This window comes from Nesterenkonia haasae (assembly GCF_010119385.1).
GTDB lineage: Bacteria > Actinomycetota > Actinomycetes > Actinomycetales > Micrococcaceae > Nesterenkonia > Nesterenkonia haasae.
Genome location: NZ_VFIE01000017.1, coordinates 126052 through 146990, shown reverse-complemented (window position 1 = coordinate 146990; position 20939 = coordinate 126052). Strand labels below are relative to the sequence as shown.

The 20939-nt window shown below is 61.6% G+C and carries 19 protein-coding genes; 5 read left to right on the top strand and 14 right to left on the bottom strand.

The genetic code is table 11. From position 1 onward, the window contains the following. Positions 1–2: 2 nt before the first annotated feature. The 8 genes from prmC to argS all read right to left on the bottom strand — a co-directional run bounded on the left by prmC (position 3) and on the right by argS (position 10953). On the bottom strand, positions 3–953 hold the full coding sequence (gene prmC / locus FH975_RS00785) for a peptide chain release factor N(5)-glutamine methyltransferase (RefSeq protein ID WP_328821713.1): 951 nt from the start codon (positions 951–953) through the stop codon (positions 3–5). A 25-nt stretch (positions 954–978) separates the two neighbouring features. Beyond that, positions 979–2055 (bottom strand): peptide chain release factor 1, encoded by a 1077-nt coding sequence (prfA, locus tag FH975_RS00780; RefSeq protein WP_153077604.1) that lies wholly within the window; start codon positions 2053–2055, stop codon positions 979–981. Between the two features lie 123 nt (positions 2056–2178). Beyond that, positions 2179–4089 (bottom strand): transcription termination factor Rho, encoded by a 1911-nt coding sequence (rho, locus tag FH975_RS00775; RefSeq protein WP_153077479.1) that lies wholly within the window; start codon positions 4087–4089, stop codon positions 2179–2181. Positions 4090–4297: 208 nt separating this feature from the next. After that, a complete protein-coding gene (gene thrB, locus FH975_RS00770; protein ID WP_162319640.1) occupies positions 4298–5332 on the bottom strand; it encodes a homoserine kinase in 1035 nt (344 codons plus the stop codon). Between the two features lie 7 nt (positions 5333–5339). Next, the gene (gene thrC, locus FH975_RS00765; RefSeq protein ID WP_153077477.1) at positions 5340–6422 is read right to left on the bottom strand and encodes a threonine synthase; all 1083 of its coding nucleotides are present in this window, start codon (positions 6420–6422) and stop codon (positions 5340–5342) included. A gap of 14 nt (positions 6423–6436) precedes the next feature. After that, a complete protein-coding gene (locus FH975_RS00760) occupies positions 6437–7786 on the bottom strand; it encodes a homoserine dehydrogenase (RefSeq protein WP_162320019.1) in 1350 nt (449 codons plus the stop codon). A gap of 53 nt (positions 7787–7839) precedes the next feature. Beyond that, positions 7840–9285 carry a diaminopimelate decarboxylase gene (lysA, locus tag FH975_RS00755; protein WP_162319639.1) on the bottom strand — a complete coding sequence of 482 codons (1446 nt, stop codon included), beginning with the start codon at positions 9283–9285 and terminating at the stop codon, positions 7840–7842. A gap of 9 nt (positions 9286–9294) precedes the next feature. Then, on the bottom strand, positions 9295–10953 hold the full coding sequence (gene argS / locus FH975_RS00750; RefSeq protein WP_162319638.1) for an arginine--tRNA ligase: 1659 nt from the start codon (positions 10951–10953) through the stop codon (positions 9295–9297). Between the two features lie 120 nt (positions 10954–11073). Here argS and FH975_RS00745 point away from each other — a divergent pair, with 120 nt between their 5' ends. Then, positions 11074–11463: a VOC family protein gene (locus tag FH975_RS00745; RefSeq protein WP_162319637.1), complete on the top strand. Its 390-nt coding sequence runs from the start codon at positions 11074–11076 to the stop codon at positions 11461–11463. 18 nt (positions 11464–11481) lie between these two features. Here the strand turns inward: FH975_RS00745 and FH975_RS00740 are convergent, their stop codons facing one another. The 3 genes from FH975_RS00740 to FH975_RS00730 all read right to left on the bottom strand — a co-directional run bounded on the left by FH975_RS00740 (position 11482) and on the right by FH975_RS00730 (position 14573). Continuing rightward, entirely contained in the window at positions 11482–12156 is a 675-nt protein-coding gene (locus tag FH975_RS00740; protein ID WP_162319636.1) for a LysE family translocator, read from the bottom strand. A gap of 63 nt (positions 12157–12219) precedes the next feature. Beyond that, positions 12220–12954: a response regulator gene (locus tag FH975_RS00735; protein ID WP_162319635.1), complete on the bottom strand. Its 735-nt coding sequence runs from the start codon at positions 12952–12954 to the stop codon at positions 12220–12222. Beyond that, a complete protein-coding gene (locus FH975_RS00730) occupies positions 12951–14573 on the bottom strand; it encodes an ATP-binding protein (RefSeq protein ID WP_202922932.1) in 1623 nt (540 codons plus the stop codon). Before FH975_RS00730 ends, FH975_RS00735 begins: the two co-directional genes overlap by 4 nt. A 190-nt stretch (positions 14574–14763) precedes the next feature. Here FH975_RS00730 and FH975_RS00725 point away from each other — a divergent pair, with 190 nt between their 5' ends. Beyond that, positions 14764–16236 (top strand): CitMHS family transporter, encoded by a 1473-nt coding sequence (locus tag FH975_RS00725; RefSeq protein WP_162319634.1) that lies wholly within the window; start codon positions 14764–14766, stop codon positions 16234–16236. A 1-nt stretch (position 16237) separates the two neighbouring features. On the opposite strand, the gene FH975_RS00720 is transcribed toward FH975_RS00725, so the two are convergent. Next, complete coding sequence (locus tag FH975_RS00720; RefSeq protein WP_162319633.1) at positions 16238–17539, bottom strand: aspartate aminotransferase family protein; 1302 nt, start codon at positions 17537–17539, stop codon at positions 16238–16240. Between the two features lie 127 nt (positions 17540–17666). On the opposite strand from FH975_RS00720, the gene FH975_RS00715 reads away from it, so the two are divergent. Next, complete coding sequence (locus FH975_RS00715) at positions 17667–18608, top strand: LysR family transcriptional regulator (RefSeq protein ID WP_162319632.1); 942 nt, start codon at positions 17667–17669, stop codon at positions 18606–18608. 41 nt (positions 18609–18649) lie between these two features. Next, entirely contained in the window at positions 18650–19357 is a 708-nt protein-coding gene (locus tag FH975_RS00710) for an alpha/beta fold hydrolase (protein WP_162319631.1), read from the top strand. Between the two features lie 208 nt (positions 19358–19565). Here the strand turns inward: FH975_RS00710 and FH975_RS00705 are convergent, their stop codons facing one another. Beyond that, positions 19566–19703 carry a hypothetical protein gene (locus FH975_RS00705; protein ID WP_162319630.1) on the bottom strand — a complete coding sequence of 46 codons (138 nt, stop codon included), beginning with the start codon at positions 19701–19703 and terminating at the stop codon, positions 19566–19568. Then, positions 19696–20064, bottom strand: coding sequence for a VOC family protein (locus FH975_RS00700; protein ID WP_162319629.1), 369 nt, complete (start codon positions 20062–20064; stop codon positions 19696–19698). The genes FH975_RS00705 and FH975_RS00700 overlap by 8 nt, the downstream gene beginning before the upstream one ends. Positions 20065–20128: 64 nt before the next feature. Between FH975_RS00700 and FH975_RS00695 the strand changes: the two genes are divergently transcribed. After that, positions 20129–20587, top strand: coding sequence for a MarR family winged helix-turn-helix transcriptional regulator (locus tag FH975_RS00695; RefSeq protein WP_162319628.1), 459 nt, complete (start codon positions 20129–20131; stop codon positions 20585–20587). Positions 20588–20939 lie beyond the last annotated feature (352 nt).

The window sequence follows — 20939 nt, the reverse complement described above, 5'->3', positions numbered from 1 at the left end:
TTTCACGCTGTTCGGCCCGATGCGCGCTGGACCGCACCGTGGGGTGCCCGCTGCACGGTCGCTGAGGTGGCTCGTTTTCTACCGGTCAGATCGTTGTGTGTTTCCACATTCTCTAGCAAGGGGTCGGCATCGCAGAGTGCCGCCAACGCATCAGCCTGCACCTCGGCATGCTCTAAGACGAGCCATCCGCCGGGAACGAGGATCTGCTTGGCGGTCTGCAGCACTGCCGTTGTGAGGTCCAGCCCGTCGGGGCCTCCTCCATAGAGTGCAACCTCGGGGTCGTGTTCACGGACCTCCTGCTCAATCGGCACCATATTCGGGGGGATGTACGGCGGGTTGGAGACCACAAGTTCGAAGGGTGCCGCCCCGACGGAATCAGAGTGCCACTGAGCAGCGAAGTCCCGAAGGTCACAGTGGTGCAGCGTCACCGAGCTCGCACCGCGGGGGAGATTTTGGAAATTGAGCTGCGCCCACGCGGCGGCCTCGGATGAGATTTCCACAGCATGAACTTCCGCAGCAGGATATTCCGCAGCGATTGATGCTGCTATTGCCCCAGATCCAGTGCCGAGGTCGACTACGCGCGGATGAACAACCCCTTGAGCGTTGAGACTCCGCAACCTCTGAAGTACCAGGTCCACCACGGTTTCCGTTTCGGGGCGCGGGATGAACACACCGGGCCCCACCCTCAGCTCCAGCCACCGGAAGGGCGCCACACCGGTCAGATGCTGCAGCGGTATCCTGTGCCGGCGTTCATCGATGAGTCCCCAGAACCGGTCCTGGGCTGCGGCACCACCAGCTACGCCTCCGGTTGCGGAAACCATCTTGGCTTGGAGCTCTCCCCTGCTGAGTCCCCAGACATGGGCGGCGAGCAATTCAGCATCCGTCTGAGGACTGGGAATCCCAGCCTCAGCGAGACGCCCAACAGCCTCACGAATCATATGACCTAGTTCCACAGTGGCACTCCCCCGGGCGTTATGCCTATTGTTCGGCGAGTGCGTCGAGCCGTTCCTGTTCATCCAGCTGGATGCAGGATGCGATGACAGCTTCGAGATCACCGTTGATGACAGCATCAAGGTTGTAGGCCTTGTACCCGGTGCGGTGATCAGCAATGCGATTCTCGGGGAAGTTGTAGGTGCGGATCCGTTCGGATCGGTCCATGGTGCGCACCTGCGACTTCCGGGCCTGTGAGCTCTCAGCGTCCAACTGTTCCTGTTGGTGGGCCAAGAGCCTGGAGCGCAGCACTCGCATAGCCGCTTCCTTGTTCTGCAGCTGAGACTTCTCATTCTGCATCGCCACCACGATCCCGGTGGGCAGGTGAGTGATGCGGACCGCAGAGTCCGTCGTGTTCACGCTCTGCCCTCCTGGGCCTGAAGAACGATAGACGTCAATCTTGAGGTCGTTCTGGGAGATCTCGATCTCTTCCGGTTCATCGACTTCCGGCAGAACCAGTACGCCGGCTGCCGAGGTATGGATCCGTCCCTGGGATTCGGTCTCCGGGACGCGTTGAACCCGGTGCACGCCGCCTTCGAATTTCAGATGAGCGTAGACCCCTTCAGCTGGGTCATTGGTGCTGGACTTAATGGCGACCTGGACATCCTTATACCCACCCAAATCGGAGGGGGTCGACGAGATGAGCTCTGTCTTCCACCCTTTGGACTCGGCGTAGCGGGTGTACATGCGCAGCAGATCTCCGGCGAACAGTGCAGCCTCGTCACCGCCGGCACCGCCTTTGACCTCCACGATCGCGTTGCGAACATCGTTCTCGTCACGCGGTATCAGCATTCGAAGCAAACGCTCTGAAGCCTGCTCCAGCTGCTCCTGGAGCCGGGGCACCTCAGCGGCGAATTCGGCGTCGTCCTCACCGAGTTCACGCGCGGCCTCGAGGTCATCCTGGAGCTGAGCCCAACGACGGTGAGCCTCCACAACCCCGTTGAGCTGCGCGTAGCGTCGGCCGAGTTTGCGGGCCAGCGACTGGTCGGCATGCGTCTCGGGCTCGGCGAGCTGGGCTTGAAGTTCTTTGTGCTCCTCGAGCAGGCTGCCGACGGAGTCGAACATGCGGGGATTGATCTCAGTACTCATAGGCCTTCCTGGAACGACGACGTAACGGGACGTGATCTGAAAAGACCCCGCCAGTGCCTGGTAAGGACTGCTGACGGGGTCTTCCCCGGATACGCGAACCTAGTCGCCGTTGCCGCCCAGGGTGGTCTTCTGGGTCAGCAGCAGAAACTCCGCGTTGGAACTGGTGTCTTTGATCTTCTTCAGCAGGAGATCCAGGCCTTGTTCCTGCTCCAGTCCGGACAGAACACGGCGTAGCTTCCACATGATCTGGACCTCTTGGGGCGAGAGAAGGTTCTCCTCTCGCCTTGTGGAGGACTCGGACACGCTGATGGCGGGGAAGATCCGCTTATCCGCCAGGCGGCGGGAGAGACGGAGCTCCATATTGCCAGTGCCTTTGAACTCCTCGAAGATGACCTCATCCATTTTGGATCCGGTCTCCACCAGAGCCGTAGCCAAGATCGTCAGCGAGCCGCCGTGCTCAATATTGCGGGCTGCACCGAAGAACCGCTTAGGTGGGTACAGCGCGTTGGCGTCCACACCACCGGAGAGGATACGGCCGGAGGCAGGCGCTGCAGTGTTGTAGGCACGGCCCAGGCGGGTCATGGAGTCTAGGAGGACCACCACGTCCTTACCGACCTCCACCAGACGCTTGGCGCGTTCGATGGCAAGTTCAGCGACAGTGGTGTGGTCATCTGCAGGTCGGTCGAACGTGGAGGCGATGACCTCACCGTCGACTGTGCGCTGCATGTCAGTGACTTCTTCAGGGCGCTCATCGACCAACACCATCATCAGGTGCACCTCAGGGTTGTTGGTCTTGATTGCCTTTGCCAGGGACTGCAGGATGATGGTCTTACCCGCCTTGGGCGGGGAGACGATCAGGCCGCGCTGGCCCTTGCCGATGGGCGCCACGAGGTCGATGACACGTGTGCCGACGTCCTTGGGGTCACCTTCAAGCCGCAGTCGCTCCTGCGGATAGAGCGGAGTGAGTTTGTTGAAGTCGACCCGGTCGGTGTTTGCTTCAGCGGGACGGCCATTGATTTTGTCGACCTTCACGAGAGCCGCAAACTTCTGCCGCTTGTTCTGCTTCTGGTTGTCCTGCGGTGCCTTGATGAAGCCAGTGACGACGTCACCTTTTCGCAGATTGTTCTTCTTCACCTGCTGCAGAGAAACATAGACGTCGTTCTGGCCAGGCAGGTACCCGGAGGTCCGAACGAACGCATAGTTGTCGAGAACATCGAGGATCCCGGCGATCGGGATGAGCTGATCATCCTCGGTGAAATCAGAATCGTCATGCTCGGGGCCGCGATTGCGGTCCCGCCCACGCCGGTTGCGATCATTGCGATTACGACGCCGGTTCCGACGGTCATTGCGGTCATCGTCGTTGTCGTTGTCACTGTCGTGATCGCGACCGAAGTTTTCCTGGTCCTGTCGGTGGTCCTGAGAGTCCGACTGGCTCGACCGGTCTGACTGATTCGAACGATCAGACTGGTTCGACCGATTGGACTGCTTTTTCTCACCGCGCTGCGGACGTTGGTTGTCACTGCGCTCCCGGCCCTCATTGGCGTCGGAAGACTCAGATCCGGAGGCGGACTTGTCGCGACCACCGCGGCCATCGTCACTCTTGCCGCGTGTCCGTCGGTGCCGGTTGTTGCCCTTGGACTGGCTCTGTGCCTCGCCGTCCTGTGAAGCGTCCTCCTGAGGGCGCCCATTCTTGGCATCGTCCTTAGGGGGCTCATTGTGGTCAGAGTCGGCGGCGGTTGATGGCACTCCGTTGTTTTCTTCGGAGCCTTTTTCCTTCTCTGCCGGCTTGTCCGCCTTCTTACCGCGGTCGGCAACTGCGCCGCCGCGCTGATGGGCGGAGATCGCCTCGACCAAATCGGACTTACGCATCCGGGAGGACCCGGCAATACCCAGTTGAGAAGCCAGCGCCTTAAGCTGAGCTAGTTTGAGTCCGGCGAGCCCGCTGTTTGAATTGCTGTCGGCATCGTTCTTCACGTCCTGAGGTGCTCCCTCAGTGGTGGTTTCTGTCACGAAGGTTCCTTCTCCCTCGTCAGGCAGACCGCGTTCAGATGCGGCCAACGGTTTCCATGGCAATCTTTCGCGTCAACGCGTTGAAGAATTTCCCCTTCAGTACACTCATGTACACACGCGGGTTGAACACATCAATCGGTGCGTGCTGTGTCAATAACCCGGCTGGGAGAGCGCGAACTGCGCGAAAGTCACTCGGTGATAACTTCGATCACCGCAGTGCTTCAACTATAGCACCTGTGTGGGCTATCGGCAGATTCGACGGGGTGAACGTGTCCTGCCCCGGCTGCTGACTGGCGAACGTCTGGATCGCTGCGGCGGCCGCTGGGGCCCACTGGTGACTCGTCAGCACGAGGACTGCTGGGCCTGCACCGGAGACGACGGTGGCGAACCCCTGACCACGGAGTGTGTCCACCAGTGCCATGGACAGCGGGAACGCTTGGCGCCGGTATTCCTGGTGGAGGAAGTCCTCTGTGGCATCGAGCAGCAGACTCGGGTCGGAGGTGATGGCGTGCACCAGGAGGGCTGACCGGGAGCTGTTCTTGGCCGCCTGATCGTGCGGAACGCTGCCCGGCAGCAGGTCGCGGGCAGCTTGAGTCGACTGGATGAACGACGGAATGGCCACCACACAGGTCAGCTCAGGGTGCACGCTCAGCGGTGCCGTGCTGAAGATCGGCTCTGGGTTGTCTGAGGCGAGCCAGGACACTGCCACTCCCCCGCGGAGCGCCGGCGCGTAGTTGTCCGGATGGCCTTCAATACGCGAGCCAATCTGCAGCTGCTCGTCCTCCGTGAGGCCACCGGGAATCAGCTGATCAGCAGTTTTCACAGCAGTGGCGATGGCCGCGGCGGAGGAACCGAGCCCTCGTGAGTGCGGAATGGTGTTCTGCGCCCGCACGTCCAAATCCGGCAGATGGTATCCCTTGGCCGCAAGAATGCGTTCCACAGCACTGATCACAAGATGTGATGCATCTGCAGGGAGCTCGCCAGCTCCTTCTCCGGTAACAACGACACCGACTTCCGGCTCCTCCGGATTGCGGCGCGGCCGCGCAGTCACATCGATGTCATCCCGCCACTCCAGTGCCAGTCCGAGAGTGTCATAGCCTGGCCCGAGGTTAGCGCTGGTCGCTGGAACTCTCAGCCGGAAATGCACCTCTGCGCTGAGTGGCTCGCGCAGTTGGGCGGCCGGCGCACCGACCGCAGCATCAGGTCCGAGCCCTTGGCCTAACCGTCCCAGTTGAAGTCCCATGTGATGCTCAGAGCCCCAGGGTCCGAGCGACGGTTTCGACATCCTGTGGGACCTGGGTGGGGGCGGCGTCGTTGCCCTCACTGGTCTGCAACTCTGGATTGTTGATCGCCCAGTCAGGATCTTTGAGTCCGTGACCGGTGACTGTGATGACCCACCGCTTGCCGGTGGGCACGTGGCCTGCTCGATGTTTCTTGAGGAGACCGGCAACTCCCGCAGCTGATGCGGGTTCCACGAAAACGCCCTCTTTGGCGGAAAGCCAGCGATGGGCCGAGAGGATCTGAGCATCGGTGACTGATTCGATGACCCCGGAAGACTCGTCCCGGGCTGCTTCGGCGTACTCCCACGAGGCCGGGTTCCCGATGCGGATCGCCGTCGCGACGGTCTCTGGGTCTGTAATGGGGTATCCGGCGACGATCGGTGCGGCTCCAGCGGCTTGGAATCCCCACATTGTGGGAAGGGAAGTGGTTACCTGGTCATCGAAGTACTCGTTATAGCCCTTCCAGTAGGCCGTAATGTTGCCGGCGTTGCCTACCGGCAGCAGGTGATAATCGGGTGCTGAGCCGAGTGCGTCAACCACCTCGAAGGCTGCAGTCTTCTGGCCTTCAATACGGGCTGGGTTGACGGAGTTGACCAGGAAGACCGGGTAATTCTCGGCGAGTTTGCGAGCCACATCGAGGCAGCCGTCAAAGTTCCCGTCGATCTGAATCAGCTCAGCACCATGAGCCACAGCTTGCGAGAGCTTACCCATCGCAATCTTGCCCGCAGGAACCAGCACAGCACAGGTCAGCCCTGCCTGAGTGGCGTAGGCGGCAGCCGATGCGGAGGTGTTTCCGGTCGAAGCGCATACCACTGCTTTGGCGCCATCCGCCACTGCTGCGGTGATGGCCATGGTCATTCCACGGTCCTTGAACGAACCGGTGGGGTTCATTCCCTCGACTTTGAGGTGCACCTCACCTTCCACCAGGGCCGAAAGAGCTGGAGCGTACACCAGGGGTGTCCCGCCCTCACCGAGGCTGATGATGCGGTCGCCCTCGGCGACCGGCAGCCGGTCGAAATACTCGCGGATGACTCCTCGCCACTGGTGCGCCATATGGTGTTTCCCCTTTACTTCTTGACTTCGACGCGCAGCACAGAGTTTACGATCTTGACCACATCAAGGCCGCGCAGTTCCTCCACTGTCGCGTGTAGGTCTTTTTCGCTTGCGATATGGGTCACGACCTGCACTTTGGCGCCGTTTTCACTGTCTTCAACTTCACCTTCTATGGTGACGCTGCCCGGCTGACGCATTGATTCAATGGACACGTGATGGTCTGCCAGCACGCGGGCAATCTCTGCGATCACGCCTTCCCGGTCGGCGACTTCCATGTCTATGTAGTACTGCGTGGTCGCTTTTTCGATCGGCAGCGGCGGCAGGTTGACCTCACTGGAGATGGTGGGAGCTTCAGGCACTGGTGCACGCAGTCGGCGCGCCACGGCCACCACATCGCCCATAATCGCGCTGGAGGTTGGCCGTCCTCCGGCGCCCTGACCGTAGAACATCAGCTCACCGGCGTTCTCGGCCACCACGAATACGGCGTTGAACGCACCGCGCACGCTGGCCAGAGGATGAGTCCGTGGCAGCAGGGTGGGGTGTACGCGCAGTACGACACCGGGAGCTTGCCCTTGGGTGTGCTTCTCAGCGATGGCCAGAAGTTTGATGACATACCCGGAAGCAGCTGCGGCCTCGATGTCGTCCTGCGTCACGTCGGTGATGCCCTCGCAGTAGACGTCGTCGAAGCTGAAAGGAGCGTGAAATGCCAGAGTGCCGAGGATGGCTGCTTTGGCCGCGGCATCGAGCCCGGCGACATCGGCGGTGGGGTCGGCCTCGGCATATCCCAGCTTCTGAGCCTCGTCTAGCGCGTCGTCGAACGCCGCTCCGGTGGTATCCATCTGGTCCAGGACATAGTTAGTGGTGCCGTTGACGATCCCCATGACTTTCGTGATCCGGTCACCTGAGAGTGATTCCTCAATGGGACGCAGGATCGGGATGGCTCCACCTACAGATGCCTCGTATCGAAGTAGGGCGCCCGTTTCTGCCGCGATGGCGTTCAGCTCGGTGCCTCTGCTGGCCAGCAGTGCTTTGTTGCCGGTGACCACAGCCGCTCCACGGCGCAGCGCACGTTCGATGAGTCCACCAGCTGGCTCTGTGCCGCCGATGAGTTCAATGATCAGATCAGACTGGTCCACCAGGGCCTCAGCATCGGTGGTGAGGAGCTCACCCGGAATGCGCCAGTCACGTGGGGCCTCGGGGTCGCGTACTGCGACGCCGACCAGTTTCACTGGAGTGCCGACTCGGGCGGAGATCAGGTCCCGTTCCTCCACCAGTGTCTTGGCCACTTGGGCGCCGACGTTGCCGGCTCCGAGCAGGCCGATACGGATCGTTTCGCCAGATTTGGGCTGCGGCGGCAAGGCCATCTTCACCTCTTCAGTGTGGAAGTTCGGTTTCGGCGACAAAGACGTCGGCCGGCTTAGGGCGTATAGCCGGTGTCGCGGGCGAGCATCATCTCTTCGGTCTCCCGGCGGATGAGCACCTGGGTTTCACCGTCTCGGACGGCGACCACGGCGGGCCGGGTCAGGTAGTTGTAGTTGCTCGACAGCGAATGGCAGTACGCCCCTGTGGCCGGGACAGCGAGGAGGTCTCCCCGGATCACAGCCGGTGGCAAGTATACGTTTCTGACCACGATGTCTCCGGATTCGCAGTGCTTTCCCACAATGCGAGACAGCACATGTTCTCCGGTGAGCCGTTTGGAGGCCAGGACGGCAGCGTAGTCCGCGTCGTAGAGCACCGGCCGGGCGTTGTCCCCCATACCGCCGTCCACCGCAATGTACCGACGGCTGATGCCGTCCTCGACCACCACGTCTTTGGTGGTTCCGGCACTGTAGAGGGTGATGCCGGCGGGCCCAGCGATGCTGCGACCTGGTTCGATGCTCAGCCGTGGTATCGCGATGCCCTGCTCGTTGCAGGCAGCCCGGACTGCAGTCGCCAGCGCCTCGGCGATCTCTTCCGGGGCACGGGGGTGGTCAGCTTCGGTATAGGCGATTCCATGTCCACCACCGAGGTCCAATTCGGGAAGGACGACGCCGTGGCTCGCCTGGACGCGGGCGAGGAACCCGATGAGTTTGGAGGCGGCGAGTTCGAAGCCGGTGGGTTCGAAGATCTGCGAGCCTATGTGGCAGTGCAGACCTATCAGGTCAACTGCCGGGGCTCCAAGAGCTTGTTCAACCGCTGTCCACGCCGGTGACCCCAGGTATGGGTTGGGCGATTCGGTGTGGGTCCCTGGAACGGGGGTCAGCGACAAACCGAATTTCTGATCTTCGTGTGCGGTGGCGATGTATTCGTGGGTGGAAGCGTGGACCCCGGGTGTCAGGCGTAGCATCACCGAGGCGGTCCGGCCCATGTCCGTGGCGATCGCGGAGATTCGGGCGATCTCTTCAACAGAATCGGCGATGATGCGGCCCAGGCCAAGCTCCACAGCGCGGGCGATCTCTGCATCGGACTTATTGTTGCCGTGCAGTCCAATTCGGGAAGGAGCCACACCTGCTGCGAGAGCAATGGACAGCTCTCCTCCGCTGGCGGTGTCGATGTTCAGACCCTCTTCAGCGGCCCACTGCGCCACGCGTGTAGAGAGGAAAGCTTTACCGGCATAGAAGACATCGACAGCTGTCTCTGGTGCGAACGCACGGTTGAATGCTTCACGGAACCCGCGGGCACGAGCGCGGAAGTCCGCTTCAGAAAAGACGTAGAGCGGGGTGCCGTAGGTGGCAGCAAGTTCTCCGACGGGCACCCCGTCGATCACCAGTTCACCGGTGGCGCTGCGGGAGGTTGTGCTTGGGAACAGCCCTGACTCGAGGTCATCTGTGTTTTCGCGGGGGCTTAGCCACTCTGGGGCCAGCGGGTGAGGGGTCAGTGTCATGGACGTCCCTCACATCTGTTCCGGTGCGCTGACGCCCAGCAGTGTGAGTCCGTTGCGCAGTACCTGTGCTGTGGCACTGTTGAGCCAGAGTCTGGTGCGGTTCAGATCAGTGACCGGTTCCACAGTGCCGTCTTCGAGTGTGGAAGGCGCGATCCTGCATTTCGCATACCAGGCGTGGTACGCACCGGCGAGGTCCTCGAGGTAGCGGGCAACCCGGTGGGGTTCGCGTAGTTCAGCGGCCCGCGCCACAGTGTTGGGGAATTTCGCCAGGTGCGCCAACAACTCTTCTTCACGCGCATGGGCGAGTTGGGCGGCGTCGAAACTAGAGTGGTCCACTCCTTGTGCTTCTGCATTGCGCGCTGCGTTGCAGGCCCGGGCGTGAGCGTATTGGACGTAGAAGACCGGGTTGTCATTGGTCTTCGACTGCAGCACTTCAGGATCTACGTCGATCGGTGAGTCAGCGGGATAGCGGGCCAGGGTGTAGCGCAGAGCGTCAGTGCCGAGCCATTCAATGAGGTCATCGAGCGCGATGACGTTGCCCTTGCGCTTCGACAGACGGGCACCCTTGACACTCATCAATTGGCCGATGAGGATTTCAATGTTCTGCTCCGGATCGTCTCCGGCACAAGCGGCCATGGCCTTGAGCCGGCCCACATAGCCGTGGTGGTCGGCACCGAGGATATAGATCTTCTCGCTAAAGCCCCGGTCGCGCTTACTGAGGTAGTACGCCGCGTCAGCGGCGAAGTAGGTCGGTTCGCCATCGTCTTTGATGAGCACCCGGTCTTTGTCGTCACCGAAGTCTGTAGTGCGCAGCCACACGGCCCCGTCTCTGTCGTCGATGTTGCCCTGTTCGCGCAGAGTGGCGATGGCTGAGTCGATCAGCTTCTCGTCGTGCAGGGACTTTTCGGAGAACCATTCGTCGAAGTGGACGCCGAATGCCTGGAGGGTGCCGCGAATCTGAGCAAGTTGGGCTCGGTAGGCAATCTCGCGAACTACTGGCAGTGCCTCTGAGCGGGGCAGGCCTCTGACATCTGGACGTTGCTCGGCGACGGTCTCGGCGAGGTCGTTGATGTATTCACCCGGATAACCGCCTTCCGGAGTGTCTTCTCCGTGCAGGGCGGCCAGAACTGTCGCGGCGAAGACACTCATCTGGTTACCGGCATCGTTGATGTAGTACTCAGCGGTGACTTGGGCCCCTGATGCGCGCAGCAGCCTCAGCAATGCGTCGCCGAGCGCGGCCCAGCGGGTATGTCCCATGTGCAGCGGCCCGGTGGGGTTGGCGGAGACATATTCCAAATTGATGACATGTCCGTTCAGCGCCTGGTTGTGACCATAGGTCTCCCCACCTTCCACAATGTTCTGGGCGAGCTGTCCGGCGGCTGCGGCGTCGAGGGTGACGTTGATGAATCCTGGTCCGGCCACCTCGACGTGGGTGATCCCCGAGTGGTCAGCGAGCCGTGTGGCAAGGGCCTCGGCCAGCTGGCGGGGGTTCATTCGTGCCGGTTTTGCAAGCTGGAGAGCGATGTTGGTGGCCCAGTCTCCGTGATCGCGACTCTTGGGCCGCTCCACTCGCACATCCTCGGGAAGGGTCTCGAGGGCTATGTCGCCGGCCGCAACGGCTTCAGCGAGGGTGGTTTTCACAACGGAGGAGAGTTCTTCTGGAGTCACCCGGACAGTCTACCCACCAGATTTACTCGAGCTTCGGCGGCGGTGAACACTCCGCACCACCTGCCACCTCCCAGTGTGCCGTGCCCAGCAGGGATGTGTCATTATGCTTAGATTTCTCCCATGACTGCATATGTGTCGCACACAACTTTTGACGCCGAGAACGCTTACGCCCTGTCGGAATGGTGGAAGCGGGTCCTGGGCTACACCGATATGCCAGGTGATCCCAATGAGCCGGGAGACGAACAATGCATGATCCTCGATCCCACATCCGGGCATCGGCTTCTCTTCGTAGAAGGCAAGTATGGGCCAAATGAAGTGAAGAACCGGGTTCACCTGGACCTGGGATCGCGGGAAGGAAAGCGAGACGAGGAGATCGAACGCATCTGTCGCCTCGACGCCACCGTGATCGCTGATAGACGCGGCGAGCGGGGCCCCGGCACAGGGTGGGTGACTTTCGCAGACCCTGAGGGCAATGAATTCTGTGTGGTCCGCTCCCCTGCTGAGATGTAGGTGCGCGAATCGGCACTGTTACAGGATCAGCCCCACGGCGCCGGCCATCACCATGTAGATGCCCAGGCCGAGTAACGTCAGACCGCTGACGAGTTCGATCCACCCGGTGACCCGCGGGTTGGACAGCCAACGGTTCGCTGCATCTACCATCAGGACGATGCCGATCAAATAGGCGTAGACCGTGACGACCACAGTTCCACCCAGGACTGCGATGGCGAAGACCGGACCCATCGCGGTCGGCGTGAACTGCGGAAAGAGCGCCAGAAAGAACAACCCCACCTTGGGGTTCGTCATACAGGTGGCGATACCGGCAAGAAAGGGAGTCAGGGGCGTCGTCGTCCTACGCTTTTGGGCTGGGGTGGCCCGCTGCAGTCCGGCGGCCGTGATCACTGCCGCGTTGCGGAACCTTCCCCGGGCGGTGAGACAAGTGCGAGCGCCCAGCAGCACCAAATAGCAGCCGCCCAGCAGGCTGACAACGTAGTACGCGATGTCTGAGGCTTCGAAGAGGGCCGCCAATCCCAGTGCGGCAAGGGCGGCCCAGACGAACATGGCGACCGATGACCCCGCGGCAGCCAAGGCGCCTGCCCGCCGGGAGACCAGGGCGTAGCGCAGGGAAAGCAGCGTGTCTGGTCCTGGGGTCACTGCGAGGATGACGGCGACGCCGAGGAAGGCGAAATAGGTGCTGAGGGTCACAGGTCCATCCTGCGCCGGTGCCGGGTGACGGCACAAACACCGCCGTGGGAGCGCCTGATAATACTAAGGGACCCAACGGTAGCGATGCTCCGGCCGCCCTGCGTGACCGTAGCGAAGCGTGAGCTCTGCCCTTCCCTCCGCGCACAAGTGCTCCAAATAGCGGCGAGCGGTGACTCGCGCGATCCCAGTGGTATTGGATACTTCCACTGCGGAGACGTCTTCTGGTGAAGAGCGCAACGCCTCAGCCACTCGTTCGACGGTGGCAGGGGTGAGCCCTTTGGGCATAGAGCGCGATGCAACGGGGCGCATCAACCCAAAGAGTGTGTCAACGTCCTTCTGCGTGACAGTCGACATGGCAATCATACGTTTACGTGCTGAGGCATAGCGTTCGAGCTGGTCGCGCAGCTGCCGCAGCGGAAACGGCTTGATCAGGTAGTGCAGCGCACCCATGGCCATCGCTCTACGCACCTGCTCCACGTCGCGCAGGGCGGTGATGAGCAGAACATCTACGATTCCGACCTCCCGCATCCACGCAGAACTTCTTAGTTCCTCCAGAACTGCCAATCCTGTGCGATCAGGGAGGAACAGATCCAGCAGGACCAAATCAGGTTGATGCTGCCGCACAGCTTCGAGTGCTTCCGCTGCGGTGTGCGCCGTTCTGACCACGCTGAAGCCGGGCAGGGAGTCGACCAGTTCGCGGTGGTTTCGAGCGACCCGCACATCATCATCGACGATCAGTGTGCTGACGGGCTTCGCGGTGCGTGACCCGGATCCAAGGTTTTCCGAAGGGAGGTTCATGAGCTGGTGACGTCCTGCCGCGCCGGAAGATAGGCATAGAAAGTGGTCTCGTCCTCGGTGTCTACGCTGACGGAGCCTCCACGACGCAAACACGCTTGATGCACCAACGCCAGGCCCAGTCCGCGCCGGCCGGCCTGGTCCTTGGTGGAGCGCCCGATACTAAAGACATCGTCTGCGATCGCCAGGTCAAGACCCGGGCCAGAGTCGATGACCCGGACTTCTACCAGACCATCCATCTCCCCTCCGTGCTGGCGGACCATCAGTTCTACCGCACCGTCAGGGCCTGCAGCGTCCATCGCGTTGTCCACCAGGTTCCCGATCACCAGGAGCAGGTCATCTCGGAGGTCGTGGGGTTGGCCTTCAGGCAGGTGCGAGAGTTCAGAGAGGTTGAATTGGACCCCTCGCTCAGCGGCCTGGACTGACTTGGCCAGGACCAGGGCGGCCACCGTCATATCTTGAAAACGGGCGGCGATCTCAGCATCGGCACCCGAGGTGGCCAAGGAGAGTTCTGACAAGTAGGCCTGGGCTTGATCTACCGTGCCGAGCTCCAACATACCTGCGACCGTATGAATGCGATTGGCGAACTCATGCCGTTGGGCACGTAGTCCGTCGGTGACGGTTCGTGCGCCGTCGAGCTGGTCACTGTGCCGCGTCAGCTCGGTTCGATCACGAAGGGTGACGACGACGCCACCATCGTCCTCACGCACCCTCACAGGTCTCCTGTTGCACACCAAGATGAGGCCGTCCACACTCAGGAGCAGGTCCTCCCCTGCGTCTGGCCCGCTGAGCACAGCTTGGGCCTCCGCTCCCAGTCCCAGCTCTGCGGGAGTCCGGCCGAGATGCTCCTCTGGAAGTCGGAGAAGCTGCCGTGCAGGAGTGTTGGCCAGGACAATGCGTCCTTCACTATCCAGCCCGATTACCCCCTCACCAATGGCGTAGAGCAGTGCCTCACGACCGTCGAGCAGTGCCGTGATCTCCCGCGGTTCCAGCCCGTGCGTATCGGCGCGGAGTCGTCGCGCGAGTAACCGGGCCCCGACTGCACCGATACCGACGGCCAAGAGTGCGACGCCGAAGATCAGCGGCAGCTCTCCAATCGAGGCCAGACGCACCTCGGAGGCGAGAATCCCCACTGACACAAAACCGATGACCTCGTCGGATTCATTGAAGATGGGCACGCGGGCACGCATTGTGAGACCTGCATGACCGTGTTCCACGCCGGTCCAAGTATCTCCCGCCAAGACGGGAGCGGGGTCCAAATGAGGTCGCTGGCCGATCGCTTCGGGGTCTGGGTGGGACTGCCGAATGCCATCGCTGTCGGCGATCATGATGTATTCGTAGCCGGTGGCCTCACGCAAAGTTTCGGCCCAGGGGGCGAGAATCTCCGCTGGGTCATCGGTCTCTAGGGCGCCTTGGACGGTCTCCATCACGGCCACGGATTCAGCCATGGTGAGGACTCGGTCCTCATATTGCTGGCGAACTTCGACGTACTGATTCGCACCCCAGAGCAGGGAGACCAAAGTGACCGCTCCAATGAGCAGAACCATGTTCCACCGGAAGAGCCGGTGGCCGAGCGAAACCTCGCGTGCGGCGGATCTTGGACGGCGAGCCAGTGCAGACATAGCCCCTCCCTCCTCCGCCTGATGAACGGGACTTATCACTGTTCACAGCACCCTATTTCGGGACCAATATGACCATTATTGCGTGAATGTGCACAAAACTGTGGGGCCGGTCACATTCATTCAATACTGTCACGTGGCTCACATTTCCTGACGCCGAACGTACCCATAGAACCGCATCTAGGAGAACACCATGCTCAGCCTAATTGGCCTGGCAGTAATCGTCATCATGACGACGCTGCTGATCATGGGGCGTATCGCCCCAATTGTCGGACTGACGGTGATCCCTTTCGCGGGAGCACTGCTGGCCGGCTTCTCCTTCACTGAGATTGGCGATTTCTTCGGTGAGGGCATCGGCGCGGTGCTCGACGTCGCGGTCATGCTGATCTTCGCGATCCTCTTCTTCGCGATCATGAACCAGGCTGGGCTCTTCGACCCCTTGGTGAGACTCGTGGTGCGACTGACCCGCGGGAATGTCATCGCCATCTGCGTGGGTACGGTATTGCTGGCCGCGGTCTGCCACCTAGACGGCGCGGGCGCCTCCACGTTCCTGATCGTCATCCCCGCACTGCTTCCGCTCTACCGGCACTTGGGTATGAGTCCCTACTTGCTGCTGCTGCTTGCCGGCATGAGCATGGGTGTGCTGAACATGCTTCCTTGGGGCGGCCCGGTTGCTCGCGCCTCGGCGGTGGTGGGCATGGATCCGATCGCGCTCTGGCGAGGCCTGATTCCGGTGCAGATTCTCTGCCTGCTGATGCTCGTGGTGGCCGCGGTACTGCTTGGCATACGGGAGAAGCGCCGAATCGCTGCTCGTGGCGGCGCTCCAGCGGACGCAGTGGAGACAACAACCGAGACTCAGGAATCCGACGAGGAGCAGGTCGACCAGCGCGAACTCGTCTCAGCGTCAGCGCAGAGAACAGGGGGCTTCGCCCCGTCCGACCACGACTCAACATCTTCCGGCTCTGGACACCACAGCACAGGGACTGACGAATTCAGCGGCGAGGCAGACGAACTCTGGGGCAGCCACGACACCGAAGGGCAGACCCCGCGTTGGCAGATGATCGTCAACACCATTCTGGTCCTGGGCATGCTCGCCCTTCTGGTCTCAGACATCCTGCCGGCCCCATTGGCGTTCATGCTCGGTCTCAGCGCAGCCCTAGTGGTCAACCACCCCAAGGTCAGCGACCAGATGGAGACGATCAAGGCCCATGGCGGCAGCGCCATCGCCACCGGTGCCATCGTTCTTGCTGCCGGCTGCTTCCTCGGCATCCTGGAGGAATCGGGAATGTTGGATTCACTAGCCACAGATGCCGTTTCCATCCTGCCGGCCGCCCTGGTTCCCTATGTACACCTCATTGTCGGTTTCTTCGGACTGCCCCTGGAGTTGCTGCTTAGCACTGACGCGCATTACTTCGCCCTGCTTCCTGTGGTGGAGGGCGTCGCAGGGCAGGCCGGGGTGGGGACGATCTCGGTGGTTTACGCCGTATTGGTGGGCAATATCATCGGCACGTTCATCAGTCCGTTCTCTGCCGCGCTATGGCTTGCCCTCGGACTCGCTGGTTGTGATATCGGCAAGCACATCCGCTATTCATTTCTACCCATGTGGATCTTCTCGGTGGTCGCACTCCTACTCGCCCTCGCTCTTGGGTTCATTCCATGGAGCTGAGTCAGCGGGCGACGGCTGCGATCGACTCCTGGAGAATGTCGATTCCCTCAGCCAGTTCGGTTTCGCTGGTCGTCAGCGGCGGTGCAATCCGAAAGACGCCGCCCATCCCCGGAATCTGGACAATATTGATGTGCAGCCCGCGTTGCAGGCTCTCTTGGGTAATGGCGGAGACAAGGTCATCGACGGTTCCGTTCTCGGGAGCTCCCAGTTCCAGTCCCTGCAGCAGGCCACGCCCGCGCACGTCGACGACAACCTCCATGGTGTCCTGCAGGTCGCGCAGGGCCTGACCGAGCTGATTGCCCAACTTCGCCGCCTGCTCGACCAGGCCCTCGCGTTCCACCACATCGAGCACCGTGCTGCCCACACTGGCAGCCAGCGGATCGTTGAGATGGGTGGTGTAGAAGAGGAAACCACGTTCGGCCACACGTTCCTCCACTTCCGCGGAAGTCACGACTGCGGCAACCGGTAAACCGGCCCCGAGCGTCTTCGAGAGGGTGATGATGTCCGGTACCACCCCGTCACGTTCGAAGGCATACATGGTGCCGGTACGCCCGACTCCGGTCTGCGCTTCGTCAAGGATCAGCAGTCCGCCCCGGGCGTCGCAGTGCTCTTTGAGCCGAGCCAAATACCCTTCAGGCAGTTCAATGATGCCTCCTGACGACAGGATCGGCTCCACTATCACCGCCGCGAGCGCGCCGGTTGACTGTTTGTCGATCAGCGAAAATCCAAAGTCCAGCTCGGTGCGCCAGTCGTGACTGCCGTCGTCGTTCCGGAACGGTGAGATGCCAGCGTGGGGCGTGGGCAAGGCGAGACTTCCCGGCATCCAAGGCCCATATCCGCGACGGCCCGCAGACATCGTGGCTGAGGCTGCTCCGTAGGTCATTCCATGCCACGATCGGTCAAAGCTGATGACCTCGTAGCCTCCGGTATACATCTTGGCCATCTTCAGGGCCGCTTCATTGGATTCGGCCCCAGTCGTCAGCAGCAGGGTCTTAGTGAGCGGATCAGGCATTGTGGAGGCAAGTTTCTCGGCGAAGTCCACCACTGGACGACTCAGCATGCCAGAGAAGAGGTGGTCCAGAGTCTTGATTGACGAGCTGACCGCGTTGACTATGGCTGGGTGACCATGCCCAAGAACAGCGCTCATCTGACCCGACGTAAAGTCCAATATGGCCCGGCCAGTGTGGTCGTAAATGTAGGAGCCAGACGAACGTTCGATGATCGCTGAACTGAACGGCGCCCCGTATCCCACCACATGCTTGGAAACGCGGTTCCAGAAACTTCCGGTGCTCGACTGTGACATAGCTGCTCCTGACTGAGGATTGGGCGCTGTAGACGTTTTTTCATTCTGGATGAGTGGACATTCAGAAACAAGTAAACAATTTCAACTTATTGTTCGGTATGGACGAACACTGCAGTACAGTAGCCAGATGCTGAACCCCCAGCGTCTGCGCATCCTTCAGGCAGTAGTGGCAGCCGGGTCGTTGCAGGCCGCGGCCCGAAACTTGCACTACTCCCCCGCCACGGTGAGCCAGCACATCACCGCATTGAGCAGAGAGACCGGGCTTCAGCTGTTCGAAAAAGATGGGCGAGGCAGACGTCCCACCGCTGCGGGACTGCATCTTGCTGAACAAGCCAGTGCTGCACTCTCGGCGTTCAGTCAACTGGACCGGGTGGTCGATGATCTTCGCAACCAACGGAACAAGCACCTAGCCATCGCGTGCTTCTCTTCGGTCGCCCAGGAATGGATTCCCGAGGTGGTACACCGAGCCCGCCAGTCGGAACCCGAGCTAACAGTTGAGATCAGCCTCAATGAACCCCACGGCGGCCAGGGACGCAGGCCAGCGGACGTAGATATCCGCAACGAGTCGATGGAGGAACCCGCTGCTCCACTGGAGGGCTACGTTCGCCACGAGTTGTGCGTAGAGGACTTTGCGGTAGCGGTTCCGTCAACTCACCGGCTGGTTTCGGAGCGGAGCGTCAGCATGCGTCAGTTGCAGAGAGAGAACTGGGTCGATCACGACATCTATGAGAGTCCCACTGGACGAATTATTCGTTCCGCATCTCGGGCCGCGGGCTTCACCCCGCAGTTCAGCGCCAGGCTCGATGACCATCACGCGGCTCTGAGACTGGTGGCGGCGGGGCTGGGCGTTACGGTGCTTCCGCACCTAGCACTACGGGACCTTCCTCCCGGGGTGGTCGTCAGGGCTCTGCACAGGCCACGGGTGCAGCGTCGCATTGTGGCACATGTCCGGCATTCGATGAGTCTGGATCCCCTCGTTGCCGAATCACTTCTGTGTCTGCAGCGCCAGGCTGAGATCCTCATGAGCGACCAGCCGCCTCATCGTGACGGGGACGGCACTGACGGCTAAGCTGAAATAACCTCCTCTCTTACGCGGGAAAGGCCTCAGCTATGGCGCATTTCATCCTCATTCCGGGGTTGTGGCTTGATGCCGGCAGCTGGCACGAGGTGACCCCTCCCCTGGTAGCCGCAGGCCACAGCACCCACTCGCTGACTCTTCCCAACGATCGGGAAACCACACTGCAGGACTGGGTCGACGCCGTCGTGCTCGCCATAGACTCTGCACCTGAACCTCCCGTGTTGGTGGGCCACTCTGCTGGGTGTGGACTGGCCTACGCAGCTGCTGACGCACGGGCAGATGCGGTTCGCCATCTGGTGCTCATAGGCGGGTTCCCGCTGCCTGACGGGATGCCGCTGCTGGACCAGCAGTTTCCCGATGCCGAGGGATTCGTGTCGCTGCCGGACTTCTCTGCTTTCGGCCCCGCGGACCTCGCCGGGCTCGACGACGCCGCGCTGGATCAGTTCCGCGCGAATGCAGTATCCGTGCCGGCTCAGGTGCTTGCCGGTACTCTGCACCTGAGCCACCCTGAACGGCACTACATACCCCTCACCGCGGTGTGCACCGAGTATTCGACAGCGGACCTCACTGACTGGATCAAGGCAGGTTTCCCGCCCACCACTGAGTTTCCCCACTTCGCCGATGCCAGCTACATCGACCTCTCTACTGGCCACTGGCCACAGTTCAGCCGACCGGAGGATGCAGCGAAAATTCTCCTGCGCATAAACGAGCAACCTACATCAGCAACCACATGCAATTAGGCATTAGGCAGGCCCTCCCCTCGAATTTCAGGGGGTTGCTGAAGTTTCAGGCCTCTACAGTCTCCTGTTTTCTCAAAAAAGCCCTGATAATCCACGACAAACGCTGGTGATGCCAGTCCTCAGGAACCGTATGTGGTTCGGACACCTGTGTCCCACTGCTCCAAGTCGAGTCTGCTGGGGATGCCCAGGAGGCGCATCGAGCCGCGGGCTAGCCGGGCACCTGTGGGGCCACGAGTTCCGCCAGACGCTGGTGGTTCCGACCGGCAGTCGTGATCGGAGCGGGGGCGACGCCTTTGTCGCCGAGCGCGCCTGTCGCGCCGAGAAGCAGGACGCCGATCTCAGGCACGGTCGTGGAGGGTGATCTGGTAGCCGTCGAGATCGGCGAAGGTGAACGTCCGCCCGAACGGGCCGTCGAACGGAGCGATCACGATTGTTTGCGCGTCGGCGACAAGTGCGTCGTGAATCTCCTGCACGCCGGTGGCGTGGAGCCAGATCGCCGCACCGATGCCGGGCTGGGCGACCGCATCCAGATCGGTGCCGGGTACGAGGTCACGCAGGGCGAACGCGATCGGCCGCGTGTCGAACACGACGGCGTGCGGAGGTCCGGCGGGTGATCGAACGAGGCCGAGGTACTTCTCGTAGAACTTCTGCGATGCGTCGAGGTTGCGAACCTGGAGGGAGATGAAATCGGGGCCAGTGGCGGGCATTAGTGCTCCTTCTGCTGCTCATGTCAGTCTTCTGACATACAACAATCTATGTCAGACTATTGACATGAGTCAAGATGGCAGTGGCGTCGACCTGGAGACATCCGTGGGCTACCTCCTCAAGGAAGCATCGAGCGCGCTTCGGCTGGCGATGGAGGAGGTGCTGCGACCGTTCGGGATGACTGTGACTCACTACGCGTGCCTTGAGTTGCTGGCTCAACGACCGGGCTCATCGAACTCCGAGCTCGCGCGCGGCGCATTCGTGACCCGGCAGTCGATGAACGTGTTGCTCCAGGCGCTGGAGCAGGACGGCTATGTCACCAGAGCCAAAGAGGCGCCCGTGGGCAAGGCGCTTCCCACCCGGCTTACCTCTCGTGGCAGGCGGAGTCTCGAGATGGCATCAGCAGCGGTCCGGTCCGTCGAGATGAGGATGATGGCTGGCCTGACTGAGACGGAGCGATCGAACGTGGCCGGTATCCTTCGGAGCATGGTTCGCTCCTTGCGCCAGAGCGACGACACACCATAGATCACTCGACAACGCATATCCTGGCGTGCTCCATTGCCCCAGTAGCCGGATGCAGAGAACGACCTGAACGTGCGGGAGGTCCTGGCTCCCCTTGCGGTATGAGGAAACCCAACCCTGAGCCCGTCCCCGTCTCCATCCCACTCGTCGTGCTCGACGTGCACGAGGACGGCACCGTGACCCCTTTTGCGCCGCTCTGGCGGTCGCCGGCGTCACCGGGCACAGAGAGGCTGCCCACACCGCCTCCGCCCGCGCCCTCATTGACCCGGCCGGGAGCGAAGTCCTGCTGCGCCGCTCCGACAACTGAACACCACTCACAATCTCGTCCGCGGCGTTGACGATGATCGCGGCCTCC